Raw genomic sequence first — 21,086 nt, 5'->3', positions numbered from 1 at the left:
CGCCCGAGCCTAAGGCTCAAGCGACCTCTCCGGCTCCGCAGGAGGCGCCCAAACCCGCCCCGTCGAAGCCCACCCTCGTCGCGAGCACGCCTGCCCCTCAGGCGAAGACGGAACAGGCTGGCACGCCGCAGCCGGCCGCTGGCTCGGCAAAGGACGAGACCGCCAAGACGGATCGCCCGGAACAGCCGGCGAAGCCCGGCACCCCGGACCGCGCCGCCAACGACTGACGCCTCAGGCGGTGGCCAGCGTTCTGGCCGCCGCCGTCACCCCGCCGCTTGCATGCGGGATCGCCAAGGCGGCGAGCCCCGCCTCGATCACGCCCAGCGCGCCCAGCACCATATGCGCGTTCACGTGGCCCATATGGCCGATCCGGAACCAACCCTCGGGCGGGGTCCGTCCCAATCCGATCCCGAAGGTCACCCCCGTCTCTGCCTCGCACCAAGCCCGCAGCCTGTCGGCATCGGGGGCTCCGAGATGGATCGAGGTGACGGCATGGCTGCGATCCCCCGCCGCCCGGACGCCGAGCCGCATCTCGCCCTCGCGTCCCCACTGCGCCACCGCAGCCCAGATCGCTTCGGCGAGCCGGGCGTGGCGCTGCCAGACATTCTCCAGGCCTTCTTCGACGATCAGGTCGAGCGCGGCGCGCAGTGCGTAGAGGTGATGCGTGGGCGCCGTGCCTGCAAAGTACTGGTAGTAGAGATCGGGCGTCGCGCGCGGCGTCCAGTCCCAATAGGGCGTCACCATGTCGGCCCGCTTGCGCGCTTCGGCGGCGCACTCGTTGAAGAAGAGAAAACCGAGGCCCGGTGGCGTCATCAGCCCCTTCTGGCTGGCGGTGATCGCCACGTCGACGCCCATCGCGTCCATCTCGAAACGGTCGCAGCCCATCGAGGCGATGCAGTCGGCGACCAGGACCGCCGGGTGCCCGCAGGCATCGATCGCCGCGCGATAGGCCGCCATGTCGGCCCGCGCCGTCGATGCGGTGTCCACATGGCAGGCAATCACGGCACGGATCTCGTGACCCGGATCGGATCTGAGCCGGTCCTCCAGCCGCGCCGGATCGACCGGCCCCGCCCCGTCGCTTTCGATCAGCTCGACCTCGGCCCCGAGCGCCCGCGCGGTCGCCGCGAAGGTACGCCCGAAATGGCCCGTGACCAGCGCCAGCACCCGGTCGCCGCGCGCCAGCAGGTTGAGAAGCGCGGCCTCCCAGACGCCGTGGCCGTTGGAAATGTAAATCGCCGCGTGATGCGCCGTGCCCGCCACCCGCCGGAGATCGGGAAACAGCGTCTCGGTCATCTCGTGCAGCGCACCGGTATAGATGTTGGGCGCCGGGCGCTGCATGGCGGCGAGCACCCGGTCGGGCATGACCGACGGGCCGGGAATGGCGAGATAAGGGCGACCGTGGGAGAGCGTCATGCGAGGGGCCTTCGGAGCGGTGGTTCGCGCGCAGCCTCGCCCTGCCCGGCGCCGCCGTCAACGGGGCTTCAGCGTCCCAGAGCGCGCGCCAGCGCCGCCTCCACCCGTGCGACCTCGGCCGCGCCATCCTCCGGCATCGCGCCATGCAGGTTGTTGAGATCGCTGACATAGCCGCGGATCTGCTCGCGCAGCGACGCGCGGCTGCGATCGGGCAGGATACCGGCGGCGCGCAGCTCCTCCTCGGTGCAAGGCACCTTCTCCGGATACTTCGTGAGATCCGCGAGCCTGAGCCCGGCGGTGATCCCCCGTCCACGCGAAAAGAAGCTGCGATAATCGCGCACCGCGACGAGCCCCATCGGCTCCGGGCCGAGGCCGGCGGCATGCAGCCGCGCGAACATCACCCAGTTCTCGGCCACCCGGCGCAGCACCGGCGTCTCGAAGGCGCGCGCCCAGTCCGGGGCGCTCGGCCGTTTGTCGAACCCGCCAAGCACTTCCTCACGTCGGGGTGCCTTGTAGTAGATGCAATGCTGACGCCCGGCCACCGCATGCATCAGCTTGAGCTGGGACCCCGGCAGATAGACCGCCCAGGCACCCCACTTCACCCGCCGCAGGTGCCCGTCGACGTTTGCATGGCTGGGCCACAGCCGCACCTTGTCGATCACCTCGACGTCCAGATCATCCATGCCCGCGCCTCCAGCCTGCCGTCTTGCCCTAGGCCGCCGAGGCGATCCCGTCAAATCCTCGCGCCTTGCGAGGGGGGGCCGGGATGCTTATGCAAGGCCGGATGCGTGCGATGGAATGGGCAATGACGGTTCTGCAGAAGCTGAAGGCCTGGGAAAGGCGCGCCCGCACCGGGCGGCACCATCATCTAGGTGATGCCGGCGCGCGGCGTCGCGCACTTGCAAGCTACCTGATCCTCGATCACGCGATCCTGCGCTACTGGTGGACCAACTTCCACCTCGTGACGCCCGGCGTGTTCCGGTCCAACCAGCCGACCCATGGCCGGTTCGAAAAGATGGCCAAGATCGGTATCCGCACCGTCATCAACCTGCGCGGCGAGGGCGGGCATCCGCGCTACCTGTTCGAGGCCGAGAGCTGCCATGCGCTCGGGCTGCGGCTGGTCTCGACCCAGCTTTCGGCGCGCCGCGCCGCGCCGCGCGACCAGATCCTGCGGCTCTTCGCATTGCTGCGCGAAGCCGAGCGCCCCGTGGTCATGCATTGCAAGTCCGGCGCCGACCGCGCCGGCTTCGCCTCGGCGCTGCACCTGCTGGCCGAGGGGCGTTCGATCGAAGAGGCGCGGCGGCAGCTGCACCCGCGCTTCCTGCATTTCCGGCGCTCGCGCACGGGCATCCTCGATCACATCCTCGATCTCTACGCCGCCCGGCTCGAGCGCGGCCCGATCGGCATCGAGGAATGGATCGCCACCGAGTACGACGCCGATGCCGCCCAGCGTGGCTTCGACGAAGGGCGGGTGGGACAGTGACCGCAACCCTGCGCAGCCCCGCCCCGGCGGATACCGGCGATCTGCGGGCCGATCGGCGCGGCCTGTTCCTCTGGCTCTGGCGCAGCTACCTGCGCAAGCACTGGCGCTGGCTGATGGTGGCGATGGTGCTGATGGCGATCGAGGGCGGCTCGCTCGGGCTCTTCGCCTCGATGATGAAGCCGATGTTCGACGAGGTCTTCGTCGCCGGCCGCACCGAGGCGCTGTGGATCGTCGGCGTGGTGGTGATGGGCATCTTCATCGTGCGCGCCGTGACCTCGCTCGGCCAGCGGGTGCTGATGACCACGATCCGCGAGCGCAGCGCGGCTGACCTGCGGGGCGACCTGCTGGCACATCTGATGCGGCTCGATGGCGGCTGGCACCAGGCGCACCCGCCGGGCTACCTGATCGAACGGGTGCAGGGCGATGTCACCGCGATCAATCAGATCTGGGCCGGCCTCGTCACCGGCGCCGGGCGCGACCTGACCTCGGTGATCGCGCTGTTTGCCGTGGCGATCTCTGTCGACTGGCGCTGGACGCTGGTGGCGCTGATCGGCATCCCGCTGCTGGTTCTGCCCTCGCTGATCGCGCAGAAATACGTGCGCCGCCGCTCGCGCGCCTCGCGCGAGATCGCCGCCCGCATGTCGACGCGGCTCGACGAGGTGTTCCACAACATCGCGCCGATCAAGCTCAACGGGCTGGAGGACTACCAGTCGGCGCGCTACGGCAAGCTGATACGCCAACGGGTAAGCGCCGAGATCCGCTCCTCCTCGGGTCAGGCCGCCATCCCGTCGATGATCGACATCATGACCGGTCTCGGCTTTCTCGGGGTGCTGTTCTACGGCGGCGCCGAGATCATCGCCGGCGACAAGTCGGTGGGCCAATTCATGGCCTTCTTCACCGCCATGTCTCTCGCCTTCGAACCGCTGCGCCGGCTGGGCAACATCTCGGGTCAGTGGCAGACGGCCGCGGCCAGCCTCGAGCGGATGCGTGCCATCTTCGACGCGCGCCCAAGCCTTGTCTCGCCGGCCAAGCCGAGCCCCGCCCCCAACGGTGCGCCGGAGATCCGGCTGGAGGACGTGCAGCTCTCCTACGGCGATCTGCCGGTGCTGCGCGGCGCGAGCTTCACTGCGCTGGCGGGCCGCACCACCGCGCTGGTCGGCGCCTCGGGCGCGGGCAAGAGCACGGTGTTCAACCTGCTGGCGCGCCTCGTCGATCCGCAATCGGGCGAGATCACGATCGGTGGCGTGCCGACCCGCGCGCTGAAGCTGGAGGAGCTGCGCGGATTGATCTCCGTCGTCACGCAGGACGCGCTGCTTTTCGACGAGACGATCCGCGACAACATCCTTCTGGGGCGCACCGATGTCAGCGAGGCGCGGCTGAAGGAGGTGCTCGACGCCGCGCATGTCTCGGATTTCCTGCCGCGGCTCTCCAACGGCCTCGACAGCCCCGCAGGCCCCCGTGGTTCGGCGCTCTCGGGCGGGCAACGACAGCGCGTCGCCATCGCCCGCGCCTTGCTGCGCGACACGCCCGTGCTGCTGCTGGACGAGGCGACCAGCGCGCTCGACACGAAGTCCGAGGCCGTGGTGCAGCAGGCACTGGAGCGCCTGTCCGAGGGGCGCACGACGCTGGTGATCGCGCACCGGCTCTCGACCGTGCAGGGTGCCGACAGCATCGTGGTCATGGATCACGGCCGGGTCGTCGACCAGGGCACGCATGGCGAACTGCTCGCGCGCGGTGGCCTCTATGCGGATCTGCACGCCCTGCAGTTCCGCGACGCCGAGACGGGCTGACGCCGCCCTTTGTCGCGCCTATGTAGGGTCACATGACACAGGATCGCAGCATCATCGCCGTCAGCGGCGCCGACCGAGAGGAGTTCCTGCAGGGACTCGTCACCAACGACATCGCCCGTGCAAAGGACGGGCTCGCCTATGCCGCGCTGCTGACGCCGCAGGGCAAGCTGATCGCGGACTTCTTCCTCAAGGGAGAGCCCGACCGCATCCTGATCGACGTCGCTGCCGACGTGGCGCCGCAGTTGTTCCAACGGCTCTCGATGTACAAGCTGCGCGCCGACGTGGCGCTGGCCGAAGCCGATGTGAAGGTCTCGCGCGGCACCGGACCCGCCCCGGAGGGCGCCCTGCCCGACCCCCGCCATCCCGCGCTGGGCTGGCGGCTCTATGGCGCGGCTGAGGGCGACGACGGCAGTGACTGGACCGCGATCAGGGTCGAGCACCTGATCCCCGAATGGGGCAGCGAGCTGGGCCCCGAGAGCTATGTCCTTGAGGCCGGCTTCGAACGCCTGAACGGCGTTGATTTCCGCAAGGGCTGCTATGTCGGTCAGGAGGTCACGGCGCGGATGAAGCACAAGACCGAGCTGCGCAAGGGATTTGCCCGCGTCGCAGTCGAGGGCGCCGCCGATCCGGGTGCCGAGATCGTGGCCGATGAGCGGCCGGTAGGCACGCTGCACAGCCGCGCCGGGGAACGGGCCATCGCATGGCTGCGCTTCGACCGGGCCGAGGGCGAGATGCGCATAGGCGAAGCCCGCGTGATACGGCTGGACTAGAGCAGCGCAGGGCCGATCCGCTTGGCCGCAGCGTCCCAAGCCGCCTCGTTCGCCGCCGTCAGCAGGTAGCCCGCATCCGGCGCCAGTCCGAGATGGTAGTCGCGCCCATCCAGCATCCGCGCCACGCCACCTGCCCGCGTCACCACGAGCGCTCCGGCGGCGTGGTCCCAGGGGTTGAGCACCGCCGCCAGCGCGATCTCGGCGTGGCCCTGGGCGATCAGACGGTACTCGTGGCAGGCGCAGCGCAGCCCCATGGCGCGCCCGAAGCTCGGGAAGGTGGCGGCCATGGCGGCCTGCTTTTCGCGCGGCAGCAGCGAGAGGGGCAGATAGGCGGTCATCAGCGACAGGTCGGTTTCGGACGAGGTCGTCAGCCGCCGGCGCACCCCGTCCGCCGTCACCATCTCGCAGGGCCCGTCTTCGTGCGCCTCGACCCGGTCGTCGAGCAACGGATCGTAGAGAATGCCATGGGTGACACGGCCACGGGCACCGAGGGCCAGGATCGTGCCGAACAGCGCGAGACCGCGCGCGAAGTTCCAGGTCCCGTCGACCGGATCGATGATCGCCGCCACATCGGCCTCGCCCAGCCCATCCAGCAACGCAGGATTCCCGGCCACCGCCTCCTCGCCGAGGATCAGCGCCTCTGGGAGCCGCGCGCGCAACGCCTCCGTGATCCGGGCCTCGGCGGCGGTATCGGCCTCGGTGACGAGATCGTCGGGGCGGCTCTTGGTAGTTATCGCGTCGGCGTCCAGCCGCCGGAAACGCGGCAGGATCTCCGCCCGAGCCGCCGCCTTCAGAATCTTCGCCAGTTCGTCATTGCCGATCATCGCCGCACCTCGCCAATAAAAAGAGGCGGCCCGGGAAGGACCGCCCCGTTCGGGCGCAGTCTGGAGATCCCTGCCGCAAGGGCAAGAGGTCAGGCGCGCTCGGAATATTCCATGGTCTCGGTGTTGACGATGATGTCTTCGTCCTGAGCGACGAAGGGCGGCACCATCACCCGCACGCCATTGTCGAGAAGCGCCGGCTTGAAGCTGTTGGCCGCGGTCTGGCCCTTCACGACCGGCTCGGTCTCCACGACCTTGCAGGTCACCTTCTGCGGCAGCGAGACGTTGAGCGCCTCCTCGCCGAAATACTCGATATGCACGGTCATGCCGTCCTGCAGGAACGGGCGACGTTCGCCGAGCAGTTCGGCCGGCAGCGCGATCTGGTCGAAGGTCTCGCTGTCCATGAAGGTCAGCATGCCGTCGGTTTCGAACAGGAACTGCTGGTCCTTCTGCTCGAGACGCACGCGCTCGACCTTGTCGGCGGAGCGGAAGCGCTCGTTGAGCTTGGAGCCGTTGCGCAGGTTCTTCAGCTCGACCTGGGCGAAGGCGCCGCCCTTGCCGGGCTTCACGTGATCGACCTTCACGGCAGCCCACAGGCCACCGTTATGCTCGAGGATGTTGCCGGGGCGGATTTCGTTACCGTTGATCTTGGGCATGTCGGTCCATGTGACGGAATTGGGGCGATGGGTTGATCGCAATTGGCCTCCGCCTATATCTCGCGGGTCGCTGCAAGGCAAGCTGAGCCGACGGCGCAGGGGCTTGAGCGACGAGCCATGCACCAGACGCATGGCTGCCATTCCGTTTAGGGCGCATCGAATCGGTAGCAAATTCGATAAGTCACCGGGACGCATTGGCGACAAGAGCAAAAAGAACGTAAGGAAGCATGATGAAGGATTTCGTTGACGGCACCGCCTACAACAACGAGCAGGGCAACCGCGCCCGCAAGCTCTTCGCGGCCGTCGTCCTTGCCGCTCTGGATGACGCCATCGCCGACGATAAGAAATATGGCAACGGCCCCGAGCAGATCGCCCGCTGGGCCCGGTCGCGTGATGGCCGCGAAGTGCTGTCCTGCGCCGGTATCGACCCCAACGAGCGCGTCGTCGCTGGTCTGATGGAATTTGTCGGCAAAGGCGTGCGTACCTCGGTCGCCCTGTCGCGCGAAGAGAGCGAGCGTCGTCACGCTGCCGAGCTGGAATCCCGCGCCGCCTGATCCGCGCGCCAGCTTGAGAGAAAAAAGCGCGGCTCCTTCGGGACGCCGCGTTTTTTCTTGGCCTTTTCCCCGCTCATCTGCCCCTGTACCTGCGGCGCAGGCAACCAGGGAGCACGCGATGGGGCGGGCGTTCATGATCCAGGGCACCGGCTCGAATGTCGGCAAATCACTGATCGTGGCCGGGCTGGCGCGGGCCGCGCGACTGCGCGGACTCTCGGTCGCGCCATTCAAGCCCCAGAACATGTCGAACAACGCCGCCGTGACCCTCGATGGCGGCGAAATCGGCCGGGCTCAGGCCCTGCAGGCCCGCGCTGCCGGCATCGCCCCTCTGGTCGACATGAACCCCGTTCTCCTGAAACCCGAGAGCGAGACCGGTGCCCAGGTCGTGGTACAGGGCAAGCGCCTGACCACCGCGCGGGCGCGCGATTATGCCGCGCTCAAACCCCAGCTGCTGCCGCGGGTGCTCGAAAGCTTCCACAGGCTCGCGGCGGCGCATGACCTGCTGATCGTCGAAGGGGCCGGCAGCCCGGCCGAGGTGAACCTGCGGGCGGGCGATATTGCCAATATGGGCTTTGCCCGGGCGGCGGGCGTGCCCGTCGTGCTGATGGGCGACATCGACCGGGGCGGCGTGATCGCTCAGTTGGTGGGCAGCCATGCGGTCCTCGACGCCGATGACGCGGGCCTGATCCGCGGCTTCGCGGTCAACAAGTTTCGCGGCGACGCGTCCCTCTTCGCCGACGGCATGGCGTTCATCGCCGCCCGCACGGGTTGGGCGCCGCTCGGCATCGTGCCGCATTTCGCGGAGGCTTGGCGCCTGCCGGCCGAGGACGCGGCCGAGATCGTTTCGCGTCCCGGCGGGCCGGTGAAGATCGCGGTGCCCCGGCTGAACCGGATCGCCAATTTCGACGATCTCGACCCGCTCTCGGCCGAGCCCGATGTCAGCGTCGAGATGATCGCACCCGGCCGCCCCCTGCCCGGCGACGCGGATCTCGTGCTGATCCCCGGCTCCAAATCCACCATCGCCGATCTCACCGCCTTCCGCGCCGAGGGTTGGGACATCGATCTGAAGGCGCATGTGCGGCGCGGCGGCCGGGTCTTGGGCATCTGCGGCGGCTACCAGATGCTGGGGCACAGCATTGCCGACCCGGAGGGCATCGAGGGCGCGCCCGGCAGCGTCGAGGGGCTGGGCCTGCTCGACGTCGAAACCGTGATGCACCCGGAAAAGCGGCTGGGGTTGGTGCGGGGCCGCCTGCGCGACGGCGGCGCGATCGACGGCTACGAGATCCATATCGGAGAGACCGCCGGTCCCGATCACACGGCCCGGGCCTGGATCGAGATCGAAGGTCGCCCCGAGGGCGCAGCGAGCGCGGATGGACGCGTGCGCGGCTGCTACCTGCACGGCCTGTTTTCCGACGATGCGTTCCGCGCGGCCTTCCTCACGGAGCTGGGCGGGCGCGCCTCGGGTGCGAGCTACGAAGCCGGCGTGGAAACGGCGCTCGATGCGCTGGCCGCGCATCTGGAGCGCCATCTCGACATCGATCGCCTGCTCGCCCTCGCCGAGCCGGTCTGAGGCTCAGTCGAACTCGCCACTGGCCAGCGCGCGGAAGATCTCCCGGCGCACCAGCTTGCGCAGGTTGCCAGTGATGCGATCGCCGAGCGGACCGCGCAGCTCCTCGCGCAGCACGTCGCGGATCATGTCGCGCAGGAGATCCTCGTCGATCCGGGGCATCTCGTCGGCCGGGGCGGCGTTGGTTTGCGGCGCTGGCGCCGATGCGACGACGGGCGCCGGCTCCCGAACGGCAGGTGTTTCGGCCACGGGCTCGGGCGCCTTGGGCGGCTGCGCGACTTTCGGTACCGGGCGCGCCGGGTGGCGGCGGCTCAGGAAGGGCGCATCCTCGGCGCGAGCGTTCGACCAGTCCATGACCGGCGCCGGCTCGCTGCCATCAGGCTCCCATTCATCGTCCTGATGGGTGACGGCCGATTCGAGTTCGGCGATCGTTTCCTTCAGCTTGGGACGCGGCGCGGGGGCCGGCTGCGGCTCCGCGGCGATGCCGGTCGGCTCGAAATCCTGATCGTCGTCCTCGACTTCGGACTGGGATTGCGACGGGCCGGGAAACGGCGTCGGCGTATGCCGTGCGCCCGCCTCCGAGCGCCCCGCCACGCGCAGCGCCGGCGTCAGCATGAGGGGTGCGTCCTCGCGACGTTCTTCGCGGGCACGCGACGGCAGTTCCCGCCCCTGCTCCGGAGCGGCTTCGGGGCGCGGTCGCGCCCCGCTACCGGCGCCCGGCGCCTCGCCATCGGCGAGAAGCCGGCGGATGGAGGAAAGCACATCCTCGATTTCGACGCTCTTGACCGGATCCGACATGATCTTCCCTGCTTGCCTCGTCAGGAGTCTAGCGAAGCCCGCCGCCTCCGGCAACGATCCCGACGTTACGGGATTAACGTCCGATGGCGTCCAGCACGCGGTCGAGGGCCTTGCCCTGCTCGGAGGTGCTCGACGGCGCATTGCGCACGAGGTTGTAATACGCGACCGGGTCATAGACCTGCACCGCGAGCCCCAGCTGCTCCGCCGTCAGCCGGCCGATCGAGGCCAGAACGACATAGGTCGCCAGAGTCTCGTCGATCTGCGCCGAGGCAAGCGTGGCGCGCGCGTCGAGCAGGTCCTGCTCCGCGTTGAGCACGTCGAGCGTGGTCCGCGCCCCGAGGCGGGCCTCTTCGCGCAGGCCGTCGAAGGCCACCTGCGCCGCCCGAACCTCGCGGCCCGAGGCTTCGATGCTGGCCCGCGCCACGGCGAGCAGCGCATAGGCATTCTCGACGTTGCGGTCGATGGTGCGGCTGGTGTTGATCAGGGCGCCCCGGGCAGCGTCACGCCGGGCCTTGGCTTGGCGCACCTGGCTGGCGATCCGGCCACCGGAATAGAGCGTCTGGTTGGCCGTGATGCCGATCTGCTGGCTGTCCTCGAATTCGTCATCGACCGTCAGGGTGCCGCTGAGCGACACGGTCGGCCGCTTGGCGGCCTCGGCCGCGGCGATGTTGATCTCGGCCACCGAGATGGAATGCTGGGCCTCGAGGATCGAGGGATGCTCGCGCCGTGCGATCGCCTGCGCCTCGGCGAGGCTGCCGGGGACCCGGGCATCCGGAACCGCCCCGAGCGGACCAGGGGCGCGGCCGACGGCGGCGCGGAACTCGGCGCGCGCCTGGGCGAGCTGGCCCTCATCGGCGGCGAGCTGGCTGCGGGCCGACGCGAGCTGCGCTTCGGCGAGCGAGACGTCGGTACGGGTGATTTCGCCAACCTCGAACCGGTCTTGGGCTGCGCGCAGTTCCTGGGTGATGAGCTGAAGGTTGTTGCGGCGCAGTTCGACGAAGGCGGCGGCGCGGCGCACTTCCATGTAGGCCTCGACGACCCGCTGCAGCACCTGCTGCTCGATCTGGCGCAGCCGCTCGCGCGTCGATAGCACCAGTGCCTTTTGCGAATCGAGGCCGTAGCGGGTCTGGCCGCCGTCATAGAGCAGCAGCGAGGCGGTCAGCGAGACCTGAGAGGAGACGTCGAAGCTGTCCACACCGACGACGCCCGAGGCGCTGTCGCGCCGCTGGCTGCTGGTGGAGAGCGCGGTCTGCGCCGACCAGCTCAGGATCGGTCGCAACGTGGCCAGCGCCTGCGCGACATCCTCGTCGGCCGCGCGGAGCAGCGCCCGGTTCTGGTCGAGCAGGCCGCTATGCTCGTAGCCATGCGCCAGCGCGCTGGCCAACGTGTCGGCCCGCGCCGCTCCGAGGCTCACGGCGGCCAGACCGGCGCCGAGAACCAAGCTTCCAATCAAACGCCGCATACCGCCCCGTCCCCTTTTCTTTAATCGCTATGTTACAGCACGAAATCCTGCGCCGCCTCGAAGCCCGACAACAGCGGCGCCCCGGCATTGAATGCGAAACGCCAGGAGATCCTGCCGTCGATCTTGTAGCCGACACGAACCACGCCCAGCGCGCCTTCCGCGAAGATCGCCCCGACCCGGCCGCCCTCGCGCAACTGATCGGCCAGCGTATCGGGGAAGCGCTCGATGGCGCCCTCGATCATGATCACGTCGTAGGGGCCGCTCTTGGGGGCGCCTTCGGTCAAGGGTGCGCAGATCACCGCCGCGTTGTCGACGCCATGCTCGGACAGGATCGACTGCGCCTCGGCGGCGCGCGCCTCGTCATCCTCGACGGCGGCCACGAATCCCGCGAGCCGCGCGAGAAGCGCGGTGGAGTAGCCGAGCCCGCAGCCCAGATCGAGCACCGCGTCCTGCGGATCAATCTCGAGCGCGTCGAGCATCTTGGCCAGGGTCCGGGGCTCGAGCACCACCCGGTCGCCGCCTAGGGGCAGGTTCTCGCCCACATAGGCCGCCTCGCGCAGGCCCGCCGGCACATAGGCCTCGCGCGGGACATCGAGCATGGCGTCGATGATCGGGAATTTCGTCACGTCGGAGGGCCGCACCTGGGTGTCGACCATGAAGACGCGGCGGGTCGCATAATCAACCACGGACCGGACTCTTTCGTTCAGTTTCGCCATGACCGTGATGCCACAACCCCGGGCAGGCGGCAACTGCTCCCGCCGCCCGGCGGCCCCGGCTTCGCCCCATCCAGTGCCGCGGCGGCCACACCCGGCGCGCACCGGCGCCGGTGCCGCCCCGCTTTGCCCCGCATCCGCCCCGATAACCGCTTGACGACCCGCGCCGCAGCGCCTAGTGAAGCCGCCACCGAGGCGGGTTGGCGGAGAGGTTACGCAGCGGATTGCAAATCCGTGTAGACCGGTTCGATTCCGGTACCCGCCTCCACATCATTTCAAGCACATACGATCCGTGCCGCCGAGCATGCGAAAGCTGCGCTTTCGCCTCCGGCCTGCTGGATCACGGCCCGCGCCTCCCTTTTGTCCTCATGGCAGGGCCAAGCGCCTCCCCCCGCATTCCCTACCGCAGCTCACACTTGAACGGCGCCCTGCGTGAACAGGCCGGATCTTGCCGGTGACGGGGGACGATGTGTATCAACCGCTGAGAGCGCCTGATCTCCAAGCGCGAGGTTGATCGGGCCAGAGCGATGTATGACGTCCCCTCCTATGTGATCGCATTGATCCTGGCTCTCGCCATGCTTGCCTCCATGTGGCTGGGCGGCGCGATCGGCAGACGGCGCCATGTGACGGCGAACGGAGACAGCAAGAGCCAGGCGAACGCTGTTCAGGGTTCGCTCCTTGGCCTCTTGGCGCTGTTGCTAGGCTTCACCTTTTCCCTGTCGCTGGGGCGCTACGATCAGAGATCCGCTGCGGTGGTTCTCGAGGCGAATGCCATCGGAACCGCTTGGCTGCGCACCGATCTGATCGGCGACGAGCGGCGCGAGGAGGCCCGGACGCTGCTCCGGGAATATGGCGCCATCCGGCTCGAATCCGCGACGGTGGCCGCATCCAATCAGGGGGAACGGTCCCGCCTGCTCGCCGAAGCGGAGGCGGTGTTCGGCCGGCTCTGGCGCGTGGCCGCAGCCGAAGCGCGGGAGATGGGTAACCCTGTGGCGATGAGCTTCGCTGCCAGCCTGAACGACATGGTCGACGCGCTGGCCACGAGAGACGCGGCCATCGACCGCCACGTCCCGGAGCTGGTCCTGATCCTTTTGTTCGGAACATTCATCCTTCTTGGCGGCGTGGTCGGCTACTCCACCTGGATCTCGAACATCCGGCCCGGCGTCCCGGTCTATGCGATGATGATCCTGATCGTCGTGCTGGTCTTCCTGATCATGGATCTGGACCGGCCGCGCCGCGGGCTGATCGCAGTGGATCAGTCCAAGCTCGTCGCGACCGTCACTGCGATGGATCTGGATCGCTGAGGGCCAAGGGCACGAAGCACTTAGTGCGCGGCTGCCTTCATCTCCGGGCTTGAGCATCACTTCAGACGAAGCGATCCCACCCAAGCAGCGGGTGAACGCGTGCCAGAAAAGGTTTCCCCTCAGCCGCCCGGCGTGGCGGCCGATCCCGCGAGGATACCACCGTCGATCGTCAACTCCGCCCCGGTCATGTAGGTGACCTCGTCCGAAGCGAGCAGGACGGCCAGCGCGGCGACCTCCTCCGCCTCGCCGAACCGCCTAAGCGGCGTGTCGGCAACCATCGCGGCCTCCCGTTCGGTGCGGTCGGGGCCATCGCCCAGCATCGGCTCCCACATCGGCGTCATGATCGCCGCCGGGTGGATCGAATTGCAGCGGATCGCGAGCCCCTGCCCCGCGCAGTAGAGCGCGACGGATTTCGTGTGGTTGCGGATCGCGGCTTTTGATGCCGCGTAGGCTGCCGCCATCGGGATCCCCACGAGGCCGGAGCGCGACGAGATATTGATGATGGAGCCCGCCCCCTTCGCCCGCATCGCACGAATGGCATAGCGACAGCCGAGGAAGGTGCCGTCACTGTTGACCGCGTGCACCGCGCGCCAGTCTGCGAGGCTCGCATTCTCGGGGTCATGCGCGGGCGGCGGGCCATCGAACGGCCCCTCGAAACCGGTGATGCCCGCATTGTTCACCAGCACGTCGAGCGCTGGGTACTGTTCGGCCACTGCGTCCCAGTCCGCTTCGGAGGATACGTCGAGCCGAGCGAAACGCGCGCCGATCTGGTCGGCCGTCGCCTGGCCCTCATCGCCGTCGATGTCGATCAGGAGCACGGCAGCACCTTCGTCGCGAAATGCGCGAGCGATGGCGGCCCCGATGCCGCGCGCGCCCCCTGTGATAAGAGCGGTCTTGTTGCGTAATCTGGACATGGCACCTCCTAGACTTCGCGTTCGATGGAATGACGCCGATCGTTCGAAGCGCAGCACCGACCGGGGGCAGTGAGCCGGAACACCGGTGGCGCCCATCCATCAGGGTCTGCCCTTCGTCGTATGGCAAGGGAATTTGAGACGGGGATCTTGTCGCAGTCGAACTGCCGCCGGGCGCCCGGTCAGTCGATCCGGGGAAACACCGTCCGCCGCTTGACCGTGCCATAGGCAAAGCTCGTCTCGATCGCGGCGATGCCGCCGATCTGGTGCAGCTTCTGGCGCACGAAGATCTCGTAATCCTGCAGGCTGGAGACCAGCACCCGCAGCAGATAGTCGTCATCCCCGGTCATCATGTAGCAGTCGAGGATCGCGTCGATGTCGCGTACCTTGCGCTCGAACTCAGCGACCTGCGCCTCGCCATGCCGCTCCAGCCGGACCCGCACGAAGGCAGTGATCGGTAGGCCATAGGCGATCTCATCAACGATGGCGGCATAGCCACGAATGACGCCGCTATCCTCCAAAATCCGCAGCCGTCGCAGGCAGGGCGACGGTGAGAGATTCACCTTCTGCGACAGTTCCTGGTTGGTCAGCCGCCCATGCGCTTGGAGCGCGGCGATGATCTGCCTGTCCTTCTCGTCCATTTCCCGCCCTTTCTTGGCAGAATCTGCCAAAATCTCTTACTCTGCAGGCAGAGATAGCAAGCCGATTGCTGAGACGCCACGCCATGCTGCGCCCGAGACAGGCAGGAGAGCGGCATGACCACGACCATCATGACACCGACCAGCGCGTGGCCCGCCACGTCCCGGCTGGCCGGCTGGGCCGCCATCGCGGTGGCGGTGACGATCTGGGCGGGGTTCGCGCTCTCGATCCGGGCGATCGGCGTCTCGGCGCTGGCACCGGCCGACGTGGCGCTGATCCGCTTCGGCCTGCCCGTGTTGATCCTCGCGCCGTGGCTCGCTTCGCGGCTTCCGGCGCTGCGCCGGGTGCGGCCGCTCGATGCCGCGCTGGTGACGCTCGGGGCGGGGCTGCCCTTCTTCTTTACCGCCTCATGGGGCGGTAGGCTTACCTCGGCAGCGCATGTCGGCGCCCTGATCGCGGGGACCACGCCGCTCTCGGTTGCCCTGCTCGCTTTCCTGATCGACAGGACCGCCGTGTCCCGCGCGCGCGGCCGTGCGCTGGCCCTGATCCTCGGCGGCGTGGCGCTGCTCGTGGCGGGCCAAGGCGCGCTCGACGGCGCGGCGCTCGGTGGCGCGGGGCTGCTGCTGGGCGCGAGCCTGATGTGGGGCGCCTACACGCTCGGGCTGCGGCGCGCCGGGCTCGACCCGATCGGCTGCACCCTGCTGTTGTGCCTGCCCTCGCTTGCCGCGCTGGGCGCGATGATCGCCACGGGCATGGTCGAGACGCGGATCATGACCGTGTCGTTCACGGAGATCCTGCCTTTCCTCGTGGTGCAGGGGCTCGGCGTCGGCGTGCTGGCGAGCCTCGCCTATGCCGCCGCGATCGCCCGGCTCGGCCCGGCGACCTGCGCCGCCGTGGGCTCCCTCGCCCCTGCCCTCGCAGCCCTCGGCGCGGTGCCGCTGCTGGGCGAGTCGCTGACGCCGATGATCTTCGCCGGCATCGCCATCGTCACCCTTGGCGTGTTCCGCGCCGCCCGTTCTTGATCCCGTAGGAGACCGTCATGCTCGACCGACTGCCCCAGCCCGGCTCCGATCCGCTGTGGAGCCTGATCTCGGCCTTCCGCGCCGACCCGCGCCCGGGGCGCATGGATCTCGTGGTCGGTGTCTACCGCGATGAGAGCGGCGAGACACCCGTGCCCGAAGCGGTGCGCCGGGCCGAGGCGCGGCTCGCGCAGGCCGCGCCCTCCAAGGCCTACCGCGCGCTGTCCGGCAACGCCGCGTTCAACGCGGGCATGGTGCGTCTCTTGCTGGGCGACGTGCCGGCCCGCCTCGCCCGCACCCATGCGATGCAGAGCGTCGGCGGCACTGGCGCGCTGCGGCTCCTGGCCGAGATGATCGCCGCCGCCCGCCCGGATGCGACCGTCTGGTCGAGCGATCCGGGCTACATCAACCACCGGCCCCTGATGACCGCGCCGGGCCTGCGCTTCGAGACCTACCGGCTGCGCGAGGACGACCGAGCCCTCGATCTTGACGCGATGCTCGACGATCTGAAGGCGGCGGTGCCCGGCGATGTGGTGCTGCTGCATGGCTGCTGCCACAACCCGTCGGGCATCGACCTGTCAGAACCGCAATGGGCCGAAGTCTCGGCCTTCTGCGCTGCACGCGGGCTGATCCCGCTGGTCGATATGGCCTATCAGGGCTTCGGCGACGGCATGGAGGCAGACGCCGCGGGGCTGCGTCGCGTGGTGGACGAAAACCCCACCGTGCTGATCGCCGCCAGTTGTTCCAAGAACATGGGACTCTATTGCGAACGCACCGGCGCGGCACTGGTGGTCGGCGAAAGCCCCGCCGCGATCGCCCCGGTCGGCCCGCTGCTGGAGCGGATCGCCCGGGCCAGTTACTCCATGCCGCCCGAGCATGGCGCGGCGATCGCGGCAGAGATCCTCGTCGCGCCGGAAAGCTGGCTCCGCGAGGTCGACGCGATGCGCGCGCGAGTGAACGGCCTGCGTTCGGCCCTGGGCGATGCGCTCGAAGCGGAGGGGGCGGATCCGGCCTTTGCCGGTCTGCGTCGGCAGAAGGGAATGTTCTCGCTGCTGCCACTCGGACCGGAGGAAATGCGGCGGCTGCGCGAGGAGTTCGCGATCTACGGCACCGATACCGGGCGCATCAACGTCGCGGGGCTCAGGCATGAGCAGATCGCGCCGCTGGCCCGCGCCTTGCACGCCGTATCCCGCATTCGGACATTCGCCCGGCCCAGCCCCGCGGCCCCTTTGCAAAGGCAGGTCGAACTGATCGGATGAGAGGTCCACAGGAAGTAGCGGACCGCTGATCGTTCAGGCTTACGAGGCGCGGATGCGCTAGCCGATTGAGGCGAAACATCACCCTGAGCTGGAAGACCGATCCGGGCAGATCGCTCGGATCGGTCCGCACCTAGCTGCGGCCCCTCATCGATCGACAGCGAGCTTTCGACGCTCACGCGTCTCGGAGGATTGCTCCATCGCCCAGCCGACGCTGAAGCCGTGGAGAATGGTCGAGATCAGGATCACCAGCGCCACCAAGGACCACAGCGCGTCCTCGTTGACGAACTCCATGTGGCTGCCGGCATAGCACAAATAGTAGATCGAACCGATGCCACGCACGCCGTAGACGGCGACGATCATCCGGTCGCGTGGATGGAAACCGCTCCCGGCGAGCGACACCCAGCCTGCCAGCGGCCGGATTACCAACAGCAGCGCCAACGCCGCCACGACCTGCCCCCAGCTGAGGTCGCGGAACAGCAGCGGCAGCACCGTGCCCAGCGCCACCAGAAGCACGGCGGTCAGCGCATGCTCGATCGATTCGGAGAAGTCGTGCAGGCGACGGTGGAAATGGTGATCCGCCTCGATCCGGCGGAGCGTCAGGCCGAGGATCGCCACCGCGATGAACCCGTAGCCTTCGACCAACTCGGTCGAACCGTAGCATAGCAGGATGCCCGCCAGCGCCACCACGCCCGAGCCGGTCTCGGCCAGGGCGGCGTCGGAGGGCAGCCGGAACAGTATAAAGGCCAGCGCTTTGCCACCCAGCCAGCCCATCGCCGTGCCCACGGCGATCCGGTAGACCACGTCGAGCGCCAGCCATTCCATCAACCAATTGCCCGGGTTCAGCCCCTCCGCCGCGACGATCAGGCCGAGATAGACGAAGGGAAAGGCGAGGCCGTCATTCAGTCCCGCCTCGGTGGTCAGGGTGAAGCGGACGGGATGCTCCTCGCCCTCCTGTGGCGGTCCGACCTGGACGTCAGCGGCGAGCACCGGGTCGGTGGGCGCGAGAACCGCGCCGAGCAGGATCGCCCCGGCCACGGTCATGCCGGTGAGCCCGACCCCGAGAAGCGCCACGGAGAGGATGGTCAGTGGCATGGCGATGCCCAGCATCCGGATCGTCGGCATCCACCGCGCCCAGGAGCCCAGATCGTCGATCCGCATGCCGGCTCCGAACAGCGCCACGATCACGGTCAACTCGCTCGCAAGCTCCCAAGGCAGCGGCGCCTCGCGCGGGTCGGGCAGCGTGGCGAGGTCGGGAAGGAGCAGCGCCACGCCCGCGCCGAACAGGATCATCAGCGGTGCCGCCGCCGGTTCGCGCCGCGACACCAGCCGCGGCAGCCAGCGCGCCGCGATCACCACCAGCCCCAGCACCGCCAACGCGATGTGGTAGCGATTGAACCCGAAAAACGCCTCTTCCTGCATCCGCCTCGCCTGCCATGTCCTGCGACCTTCGCGTCAGTGAACATGCGTCGGTCCGCAGCGCAGGCAAGCTCGGCGTCCCCGGCGGGATCACGCCGGGTGGCCTGCCCCGCGCTCCACAGCGCCGTGACCGGGCGGGGTCGGCGGTCTAGGGTCCCCCAGACCACCCCGTTTGCCGGAGGCCCCGATGATCCGCCTGATCGCCCTGTGCTTGCTGATCGCCCTGCCCGCTGTCCTGCCCCTCGCCGCCAGCGCGCAGGATCGCGCGGCTGTCGAGCGGCAGTTCCGCGAATGGCGCGAGAGGACGCTCTGGCCGCAGGCGGCGCGCGAGGGCGTGTCGCGCGGGACTTTCGACGCGGCGCTGGGACATGTCGCGCTGGATTGGGACATCCCGGATCTCGCCCCGCCCGGCGCGCCGACCCAGCCCCAGGGGCGCCAGCGTCAGGCAGAATTCGCGAGCCCCTCTGCCTATTTCTCGCGCGGCGCGGTCGAAGGCGCGGCGGCGACCGGCCGTCAGATGGCGGCGCGCCATGCCGGGGTGCTGCGCGCGGTGGAACGGGCGACCGGCGTGCCGGGGCACATCACCCTGGCGATCTGGGGCCGCGAGAGCGCCTATGGCCGCGCGGCGATCCCGCATGACGCCTTCCGCGTCCTCGGCACCAAGGCCTTCATGGGGCGCCGCGCCGAATACTTCACCGCCGAGCTGCTAGCGCTGCTGCGCATCGCGCAGGCCGGACACGCGCCTGCCGGTGCGATGAAGTCGAGCTGGGCCGGGGCGCTGGGCCAACCGCAATTCATGCCGTCGAGCTTTCTGAAGTTCGCAGCCGACGGTGATGGCGACGGCCGGACCGACATCTGGCGATCCGAGGCCGACACCCTCGCCTCGATCGGCAACTACCTCGCGCGGCACGGCTGGGTGGCGGGGCGCGACTGGGGCTTCGAGGTCCGGGTGCCCGCGAATGTCTCCTGCGCGCTGGAAGGACCGGATCAGGGCCGCCTGATCCGCGATTGGGCCGCCATGGGCATCAGCCGCGTCTCGGGCAAGCCGTTTCCGGCGCATGAAGCCGCCGCGACGGGCTTTCTGTTGATGCCGGCCGGCCGGCACGGTCCCGCCTTCATCGTCACGCCCAACTTCTACGTGCTCAAGGACTACAACATGAGCGATCTCTACGCGCTGTTCGTCGGCCATGTCGGTGACCGCATCGCCTATGGGGCGGGCGATTTCGCGGCGGGCTGGGGCGCGGTGGGCGGGCTCATGCGCGGCGACGTGGCCGCCATGCAGCAGGCGCTGATGTCCAAGGGCTACGACACGGGCGGGGCCGACGGGCTGGCGGGCTACAAGACCCGACGCTCGATCGGCCAGTGGCAGGCCACGCAGGGGCGTGCGCCGACCTGCTTTTCCGAGGCCGGGATGAAGTCCGCATTGCGCTGACATGCAAACGAAAAGGGCTGGCACCCGTCGGTGCCAGCCCTCTCTTCTCGAAGATGCGCCGGCTCAGCCGCCGATCTTGTCTTGCGTTTTGGTCTCGAAATCCTCGGCCGCGTGCCGTTCGTGCAGCTGCAGGGCCGGATCGCCGAAGGAGCGGTTGACCATGCGGCCCCGCCGAACCGCGGGCCGGGCATCGATGGCCTTCGCCCAGCGCATCACGTGGCCGTAGCTCTCGACGTCGAGGAACTCGGCGGCATCGTAGAGGCGGCCCAGCACCAGTTGACCGTACCAAGCCCAGATCGCCATGTCGGCGATCGAGTACTCGTCCGCCATGAACTCATGCTCGGCCAAGTGCCGGTCGAGCACGTCGAGTTGGCGCTTGGTCTCCATGGCGAAACGGTTGATCGGGTATTCGAACTTTTCCGGCGCATAGGCATAGAAGTGTCCGAAGCCGCCGCCCAGATAGGGCGCGCTTCCCATCTGCCAGAACAGCCAGCTCAGCGCCTCGGTGCGCCGGCCCGGCTCCTTCGGCAGGAAGGCCCCGAACTTCTCCGCCAGATGCAGAAGGATCGCGCCCGATTCGAAGACCCGCTGCGGCGCGTCGCCGGTGCGGTCCACCAGCGCCGGGATCTTGGAGTTCGGATTGATCTCCACGAAGCCCGAACCGAACTGGTCGCCCTCGCCGATCCTGATGAGCCAGGCGTCGTATTCCGCGCCCTCATGTCCCGCTTCGAGCAGTTCCTCGAACAGCATCGTGACCTTAACGCCATTGGGCGTGGCCATGGAGTAGAGCTGGAAGGGATGCTCGCCCTCGGGCAACGGCTTGTCATGGGTCGCCCCGGCGATGGGGCGGTTGGTCTTGGCGAACTGGCCGCCATTCTCCGCATCCCAGGTCCAGACCTTGGGCGGGGTGTACTCGGTGAGATCCTTCATCGCGGGTGTCCTGACATCTGTGACGGGTTGGTCCGGTAGATGTCCCTGCGGAAGGTGGCTGTCGAGGGAGAGGCCCTGCACAATCCGTTGCGCACTTCCGCACCACGGCCCGATCCGCCTGCAATAATGGGCCATGACGGCTCCATATG

Annotated in this window: 20 protein-coding genes and 1 tRNA gene; 10 read left to right on the top strand and 11 right to left on the bottom strand. The window is 68.7% G+C overall.

What is annotated here, in order from left to right; all coding sequences use genetic code 11:
- Positions 1–231 precede the first annotated feature (231 nt).
- Together FHS00_RS12505 and FHS00_RS12500 are read right to left on the bottom strand one after the other, a co-directional pair.
- On the bottom strand, positions 232–1,413 hold the full coding sequence (locus tag FHS00_RS12505; protein WP_183474123.1) for a pyridoxal-phosphate-dependent aminotransferase family protein: 1,182 nt from the start codon (positions 1,411–1,413) through the stop codon (positions 232–234).
- A gap of 68 nt (positions 1,414–1,481) precedes the next feature.
- Positions 1,482–2,096 (bottom strand): hypothetical protein, encoded by a 615-nt coding sequence (locus tag FHS00_RS12500; protein WP_183474120.1) that lies wholly within the window; start codon positions 2,094–2,096, stop codon positions 1,482–1,484.
- Positions 2,097–2,218: 122 nt separating this feature from the next.
- On the opposite strand from FHS00_RS12500, the gene FHS00_RS12495 reads away from it, so the two are divergent.
- Genes FHS00_RS12495 through ygfZ form a run of 3 tightly spaced genes read left to right on the top strand, consistent with a single transcriptional unit; the run spans position 2,219 to position 5,456 of the window.
- Positions 2,219–2,896 (top strand): tyrosine-protein phosphatase, encoded by a 678-nt coding sequence (locus tag FHS00_RS12495; protein WP_246391297.1) that lies wholly within the window; start codon positions 2,219–2,221, stop codon positions 2,894–2,896.
- Positions 2,893–4,686, top strand: a complete 1,794-nt coding sequence (locus FHS00_RS12490) for an ABC transporter ATP-binding protein (protein ID WP_343064606.1) — start codon at positions 2,893–2,895, stop codon at positions 4,684–4,686. The genes FHS00_RS12495 and FHS00_RS12490 overlap by 4 nt, the downstream gene beginning before the upstream one ends.
- Before the next feature lie 32 nt (positions 4,687–4,718).
- The gene (gene ygfZ, locus FHS00_RS12485) at positions 4,719–5,456 is read left to right on the top strand and encodes a CAF17-like 4Fe-4S cluster assembly/insertion protein YgfZ (RefSeq protein ID WP_183474110.1); all 738 of its coding nucleotides are present in this window, start codon (positions 4,719–4,721) and stop codon (positions 5,454–5,456) included.
- On the opposite strand, the gene FHS00_RS12480 is transcribed toward ygfZ, so the two are convergent.
- Together FHS00_RS12480 and efp are read right to left on the bottom strand one after the other, a co-directional pair.
- On the bottom strand, positions 5,453–6,280 hold the full coding sequence (locus FHS00_RS12480; protein WP_183474107.1) for an inositol monophosphatase family protein: 828 nt from the start codon (positions 6,278–6,280) through the stop codon (positions 5,453–5,455). The genes ygfZ and FHS00_RS12480 overlap by 4 nt on opposite strands.
- 89 nt (positions 6,281–6,369) lie before the next feature.
- Positions 6,370–6,933 carry an elongation factor P gene (gene efp / locus FHS00_RS12475; RefSeq protein ID WP_183474104.1) on the bottom strand — a complete coding sequence of 188 codons (564 nt, stop codon included), beginning with the start codon at positions 6,931–6,933 and terminating at the stop codon, positions 6,370–6,372.
- Positions 6,934–7,163: 230 nt separating this feature from the next.
- Between efp and FHS00_RS12470 the strand changes: the two genes are divergently transcribed.
- Both FHS00_RS12470 and FHS00_RS12465 read left to right on the top strand, forming a co-directional pair.
- Entirely contained in the window at positions 7,164–7,487 is a 324-nt protein-coding gene (locus FHS00_RS12470; protein WP_026147324.1) for a DUF6280 family protein, read from the top strand.
- A gap of 118 nt (positions 7,488–7,605) precedes the next feature.
- Positions 7,606–9,057, top strand: coding sequence for a cobyric acid synthase (locus FHS00_RS12465; protein WP_183474101.1), 1,452 nt, complete (start codon positions 7,606–7,608; stop codon positions 9,055–9,057).
- Positions 9,058–9,060: 3 nt separating this feature from the next.
- On the opposite strand, the gene FHS00_RS12460 is transcribed toward FHS00_RS12465, so the two are convergent.
- The 3 genes from FHS00_RS12460 to FHS00_RS12450 all read right to left on the bottom strand — a co-directional run bounded on the left by FHS00_RS12460 (position 9,061) and on the right by FHS00_RS12450 (position 12,000).
- Positions 9,061–9,852 carry a hypothetical protein gene (locus FHS00_RS12460; RefSeq protein ID WP_183474098.1) on the bottom strand — a complete coding sequence of 264 codons (792 nt, stop codon included), beginning with the start codon at positions 9,850–9,852 and terminating at the stop codon, positions 9,061–9,063.
- Positions 9,853–9,925: 73 nt separating this feature from the next.
- Complete coding sequence (locus tag FHS00_RS12455; RefSeq protein ID WP_183474095.1) at positions 9,926–11,314, bottom strand: TolC family outer membrane protein; 1,389 nt, start codon at positions 11,312–11,314, stop codon at positions 9,926–9,928.
- Between the two features lie 32 nt (positions 11,315–11,346).
- On the bottom strand, positions 11,347–12,000 hold the full coding sequence (locus tag FHS00_RS12450; RefSeq protein WP_183474092.1) for a methyltransferase domain-containing protein: 654 nt from the start codon (positions 11,998–12,000) through the stop codon (positions 11,347–11,349).
- 221 nt (positions 12,001–12,221) lie between these two features.
- Here FHS00_RS12450 and FHS00_RS12445 point away from each other — a divergent pair.
- Together FHS00_RS12445 and FHS00_RS12440 are read left to right on the top strand one after the other, a co-directional pair.
- Positions 12,222–12,295: transfer RNA gene (locus tag FHS00_RS12445), tRNA-Cys, on the top strand.
- A 259-nt stretch (positions 12,296–12,554) separates the two neighbouring features.
- Positions 12,555–13,331, top strand: coding sequence for a bestrophin-like domain (locus FHS00_RS12440; protein ID WP_183474089.1), 777 nt, complete (start codon positions 12,555–12,557; stop codon positions 13,329–13,331).
- A gap of 119 nt (positions 13,332–13,450) precedes the next feature.
- Here the strand turns inward: FHS00_RS12440 and FHS00_RS12435 are convergent, their stop codons facing one another.
- Together FHS00_RS12435 and FHS00_RS12430 are read right to left on the bottom strand one after the other, a co-directional pair.
- The gene (locus FHS00_RS12435) at positions 13,451–14,245 is read right to left on the bottom strand and encodes an SDR family oxidoreductase (protein WP_183474086.1); all 795 of its coding nucleotides are present in this window, start codon (positions 14,243–14,245) and stop codon (positions 13,451–13,453) included.
- Positions 14,246–14,424: 179 nt separating this feature from the next.
- Positions 14,425–14,883: an Lrp/AsnC family transcriptional regulator gene (locus FHS00_RS12430; RefSeq protein WP_183474083.1), complete on the bottom strand. Its 459-nt coding sequence runs from the start codon at positions 14,881–14,883 to the stop codon at positions 14,425–14,427.
- A gap of 114 nt (positions 14,884–14,997) precedes the next feature.
- On the opposite strand from FHS00_RS12430, the gene FHS00_RS12425 reads away from it, so the two are divergent.
- Together FHS00_RS12425 and FHS00_RS12420 are read left to right on the top strand one after the other, a co-directional pair.
- On the top strand, positions 14,998–15,903 hold the full coding sequence (locus FHS00_RS12425) for a DMT family transporter (RefSeq protein ID WP_183474080.1): 906 nt from the start codon (positions 14,998–15,000) through the stop codon (positions 15,901–15,903).
- A gap of 17 nt (positions 15,904–15,920) precedes the next feature.
- Entirely contained in the window at positions 15,921–17,159 is a 1,239-nt protein-coding gene (locus FHS00_RS12420) for an amino acid aminotransferase (RefSeq protein ID WP_183474075.1), read from the top strand.
- A 144-nt stretch (positions 17,160–17,303) separates the two neighbouring features.
- On the opposite strand, the gene FHS00_RS12415 is transcribed toward FHS00_RS12420, so the two are convergent.
- A complete protein-coding gene (locus FHS00_RS12415) occupies positions 17,304–18,578 on the bottom strand; it encodes a cation:proton antiporter (protein ID WP_183474072.1) in 1,275 nt (424 codons plus the stop codon).
- A 184-nt stretch (positions 18,579–18,762) separates the two neighbouring features.
- Here FHS00_RS12415 and FHS00_RS12410 point away from each other — a divergent pair, with 184 nt between their 5' ends.
- Positions 18,763–20,007, top strand: a complete 1,245-nt coding sequence (locus FHS00_RS12410) for a lytic murein transglycosylase (RefSeq protein WP_183474069.1) — start codon at positions 18,763–18,765, stop codon at positions 20,005–20,007.
- A 63-nt stretch (positions 20,008–20,070) separates the two neighbouring features.
- Here the strand turns inward: FHS00_RS12410 and yghU are convergent, their stop codons facing one another.
- Entirely contained in the window at positions 20,071–20,937 is an 867-nt protein-coding gene (yghU, locus tag FHS00_RS12405) for a glutathione-dependent disulfide-bond oxidoreductase (protein ID WP_183474066.1), read from the bottom strand.
- Positions 20,938–21,086: the final 149 nt, after the last annotated feature.

It is taken from the genome of Limimaricola variabilis (assembly GCF_014195545.1).
GTDB classification, from domain to species: Bacteria; Pseudomonadota; Alphaproteobacteria; order Rhodobacterales; family Rhodobacteraceae; genus Limimaricola; species Limimaricola variabilis.
Note: the sequence above shows the minus strand (reverse complement) of the source record. Positions and strands in the feature narration are given on the sequence as shown.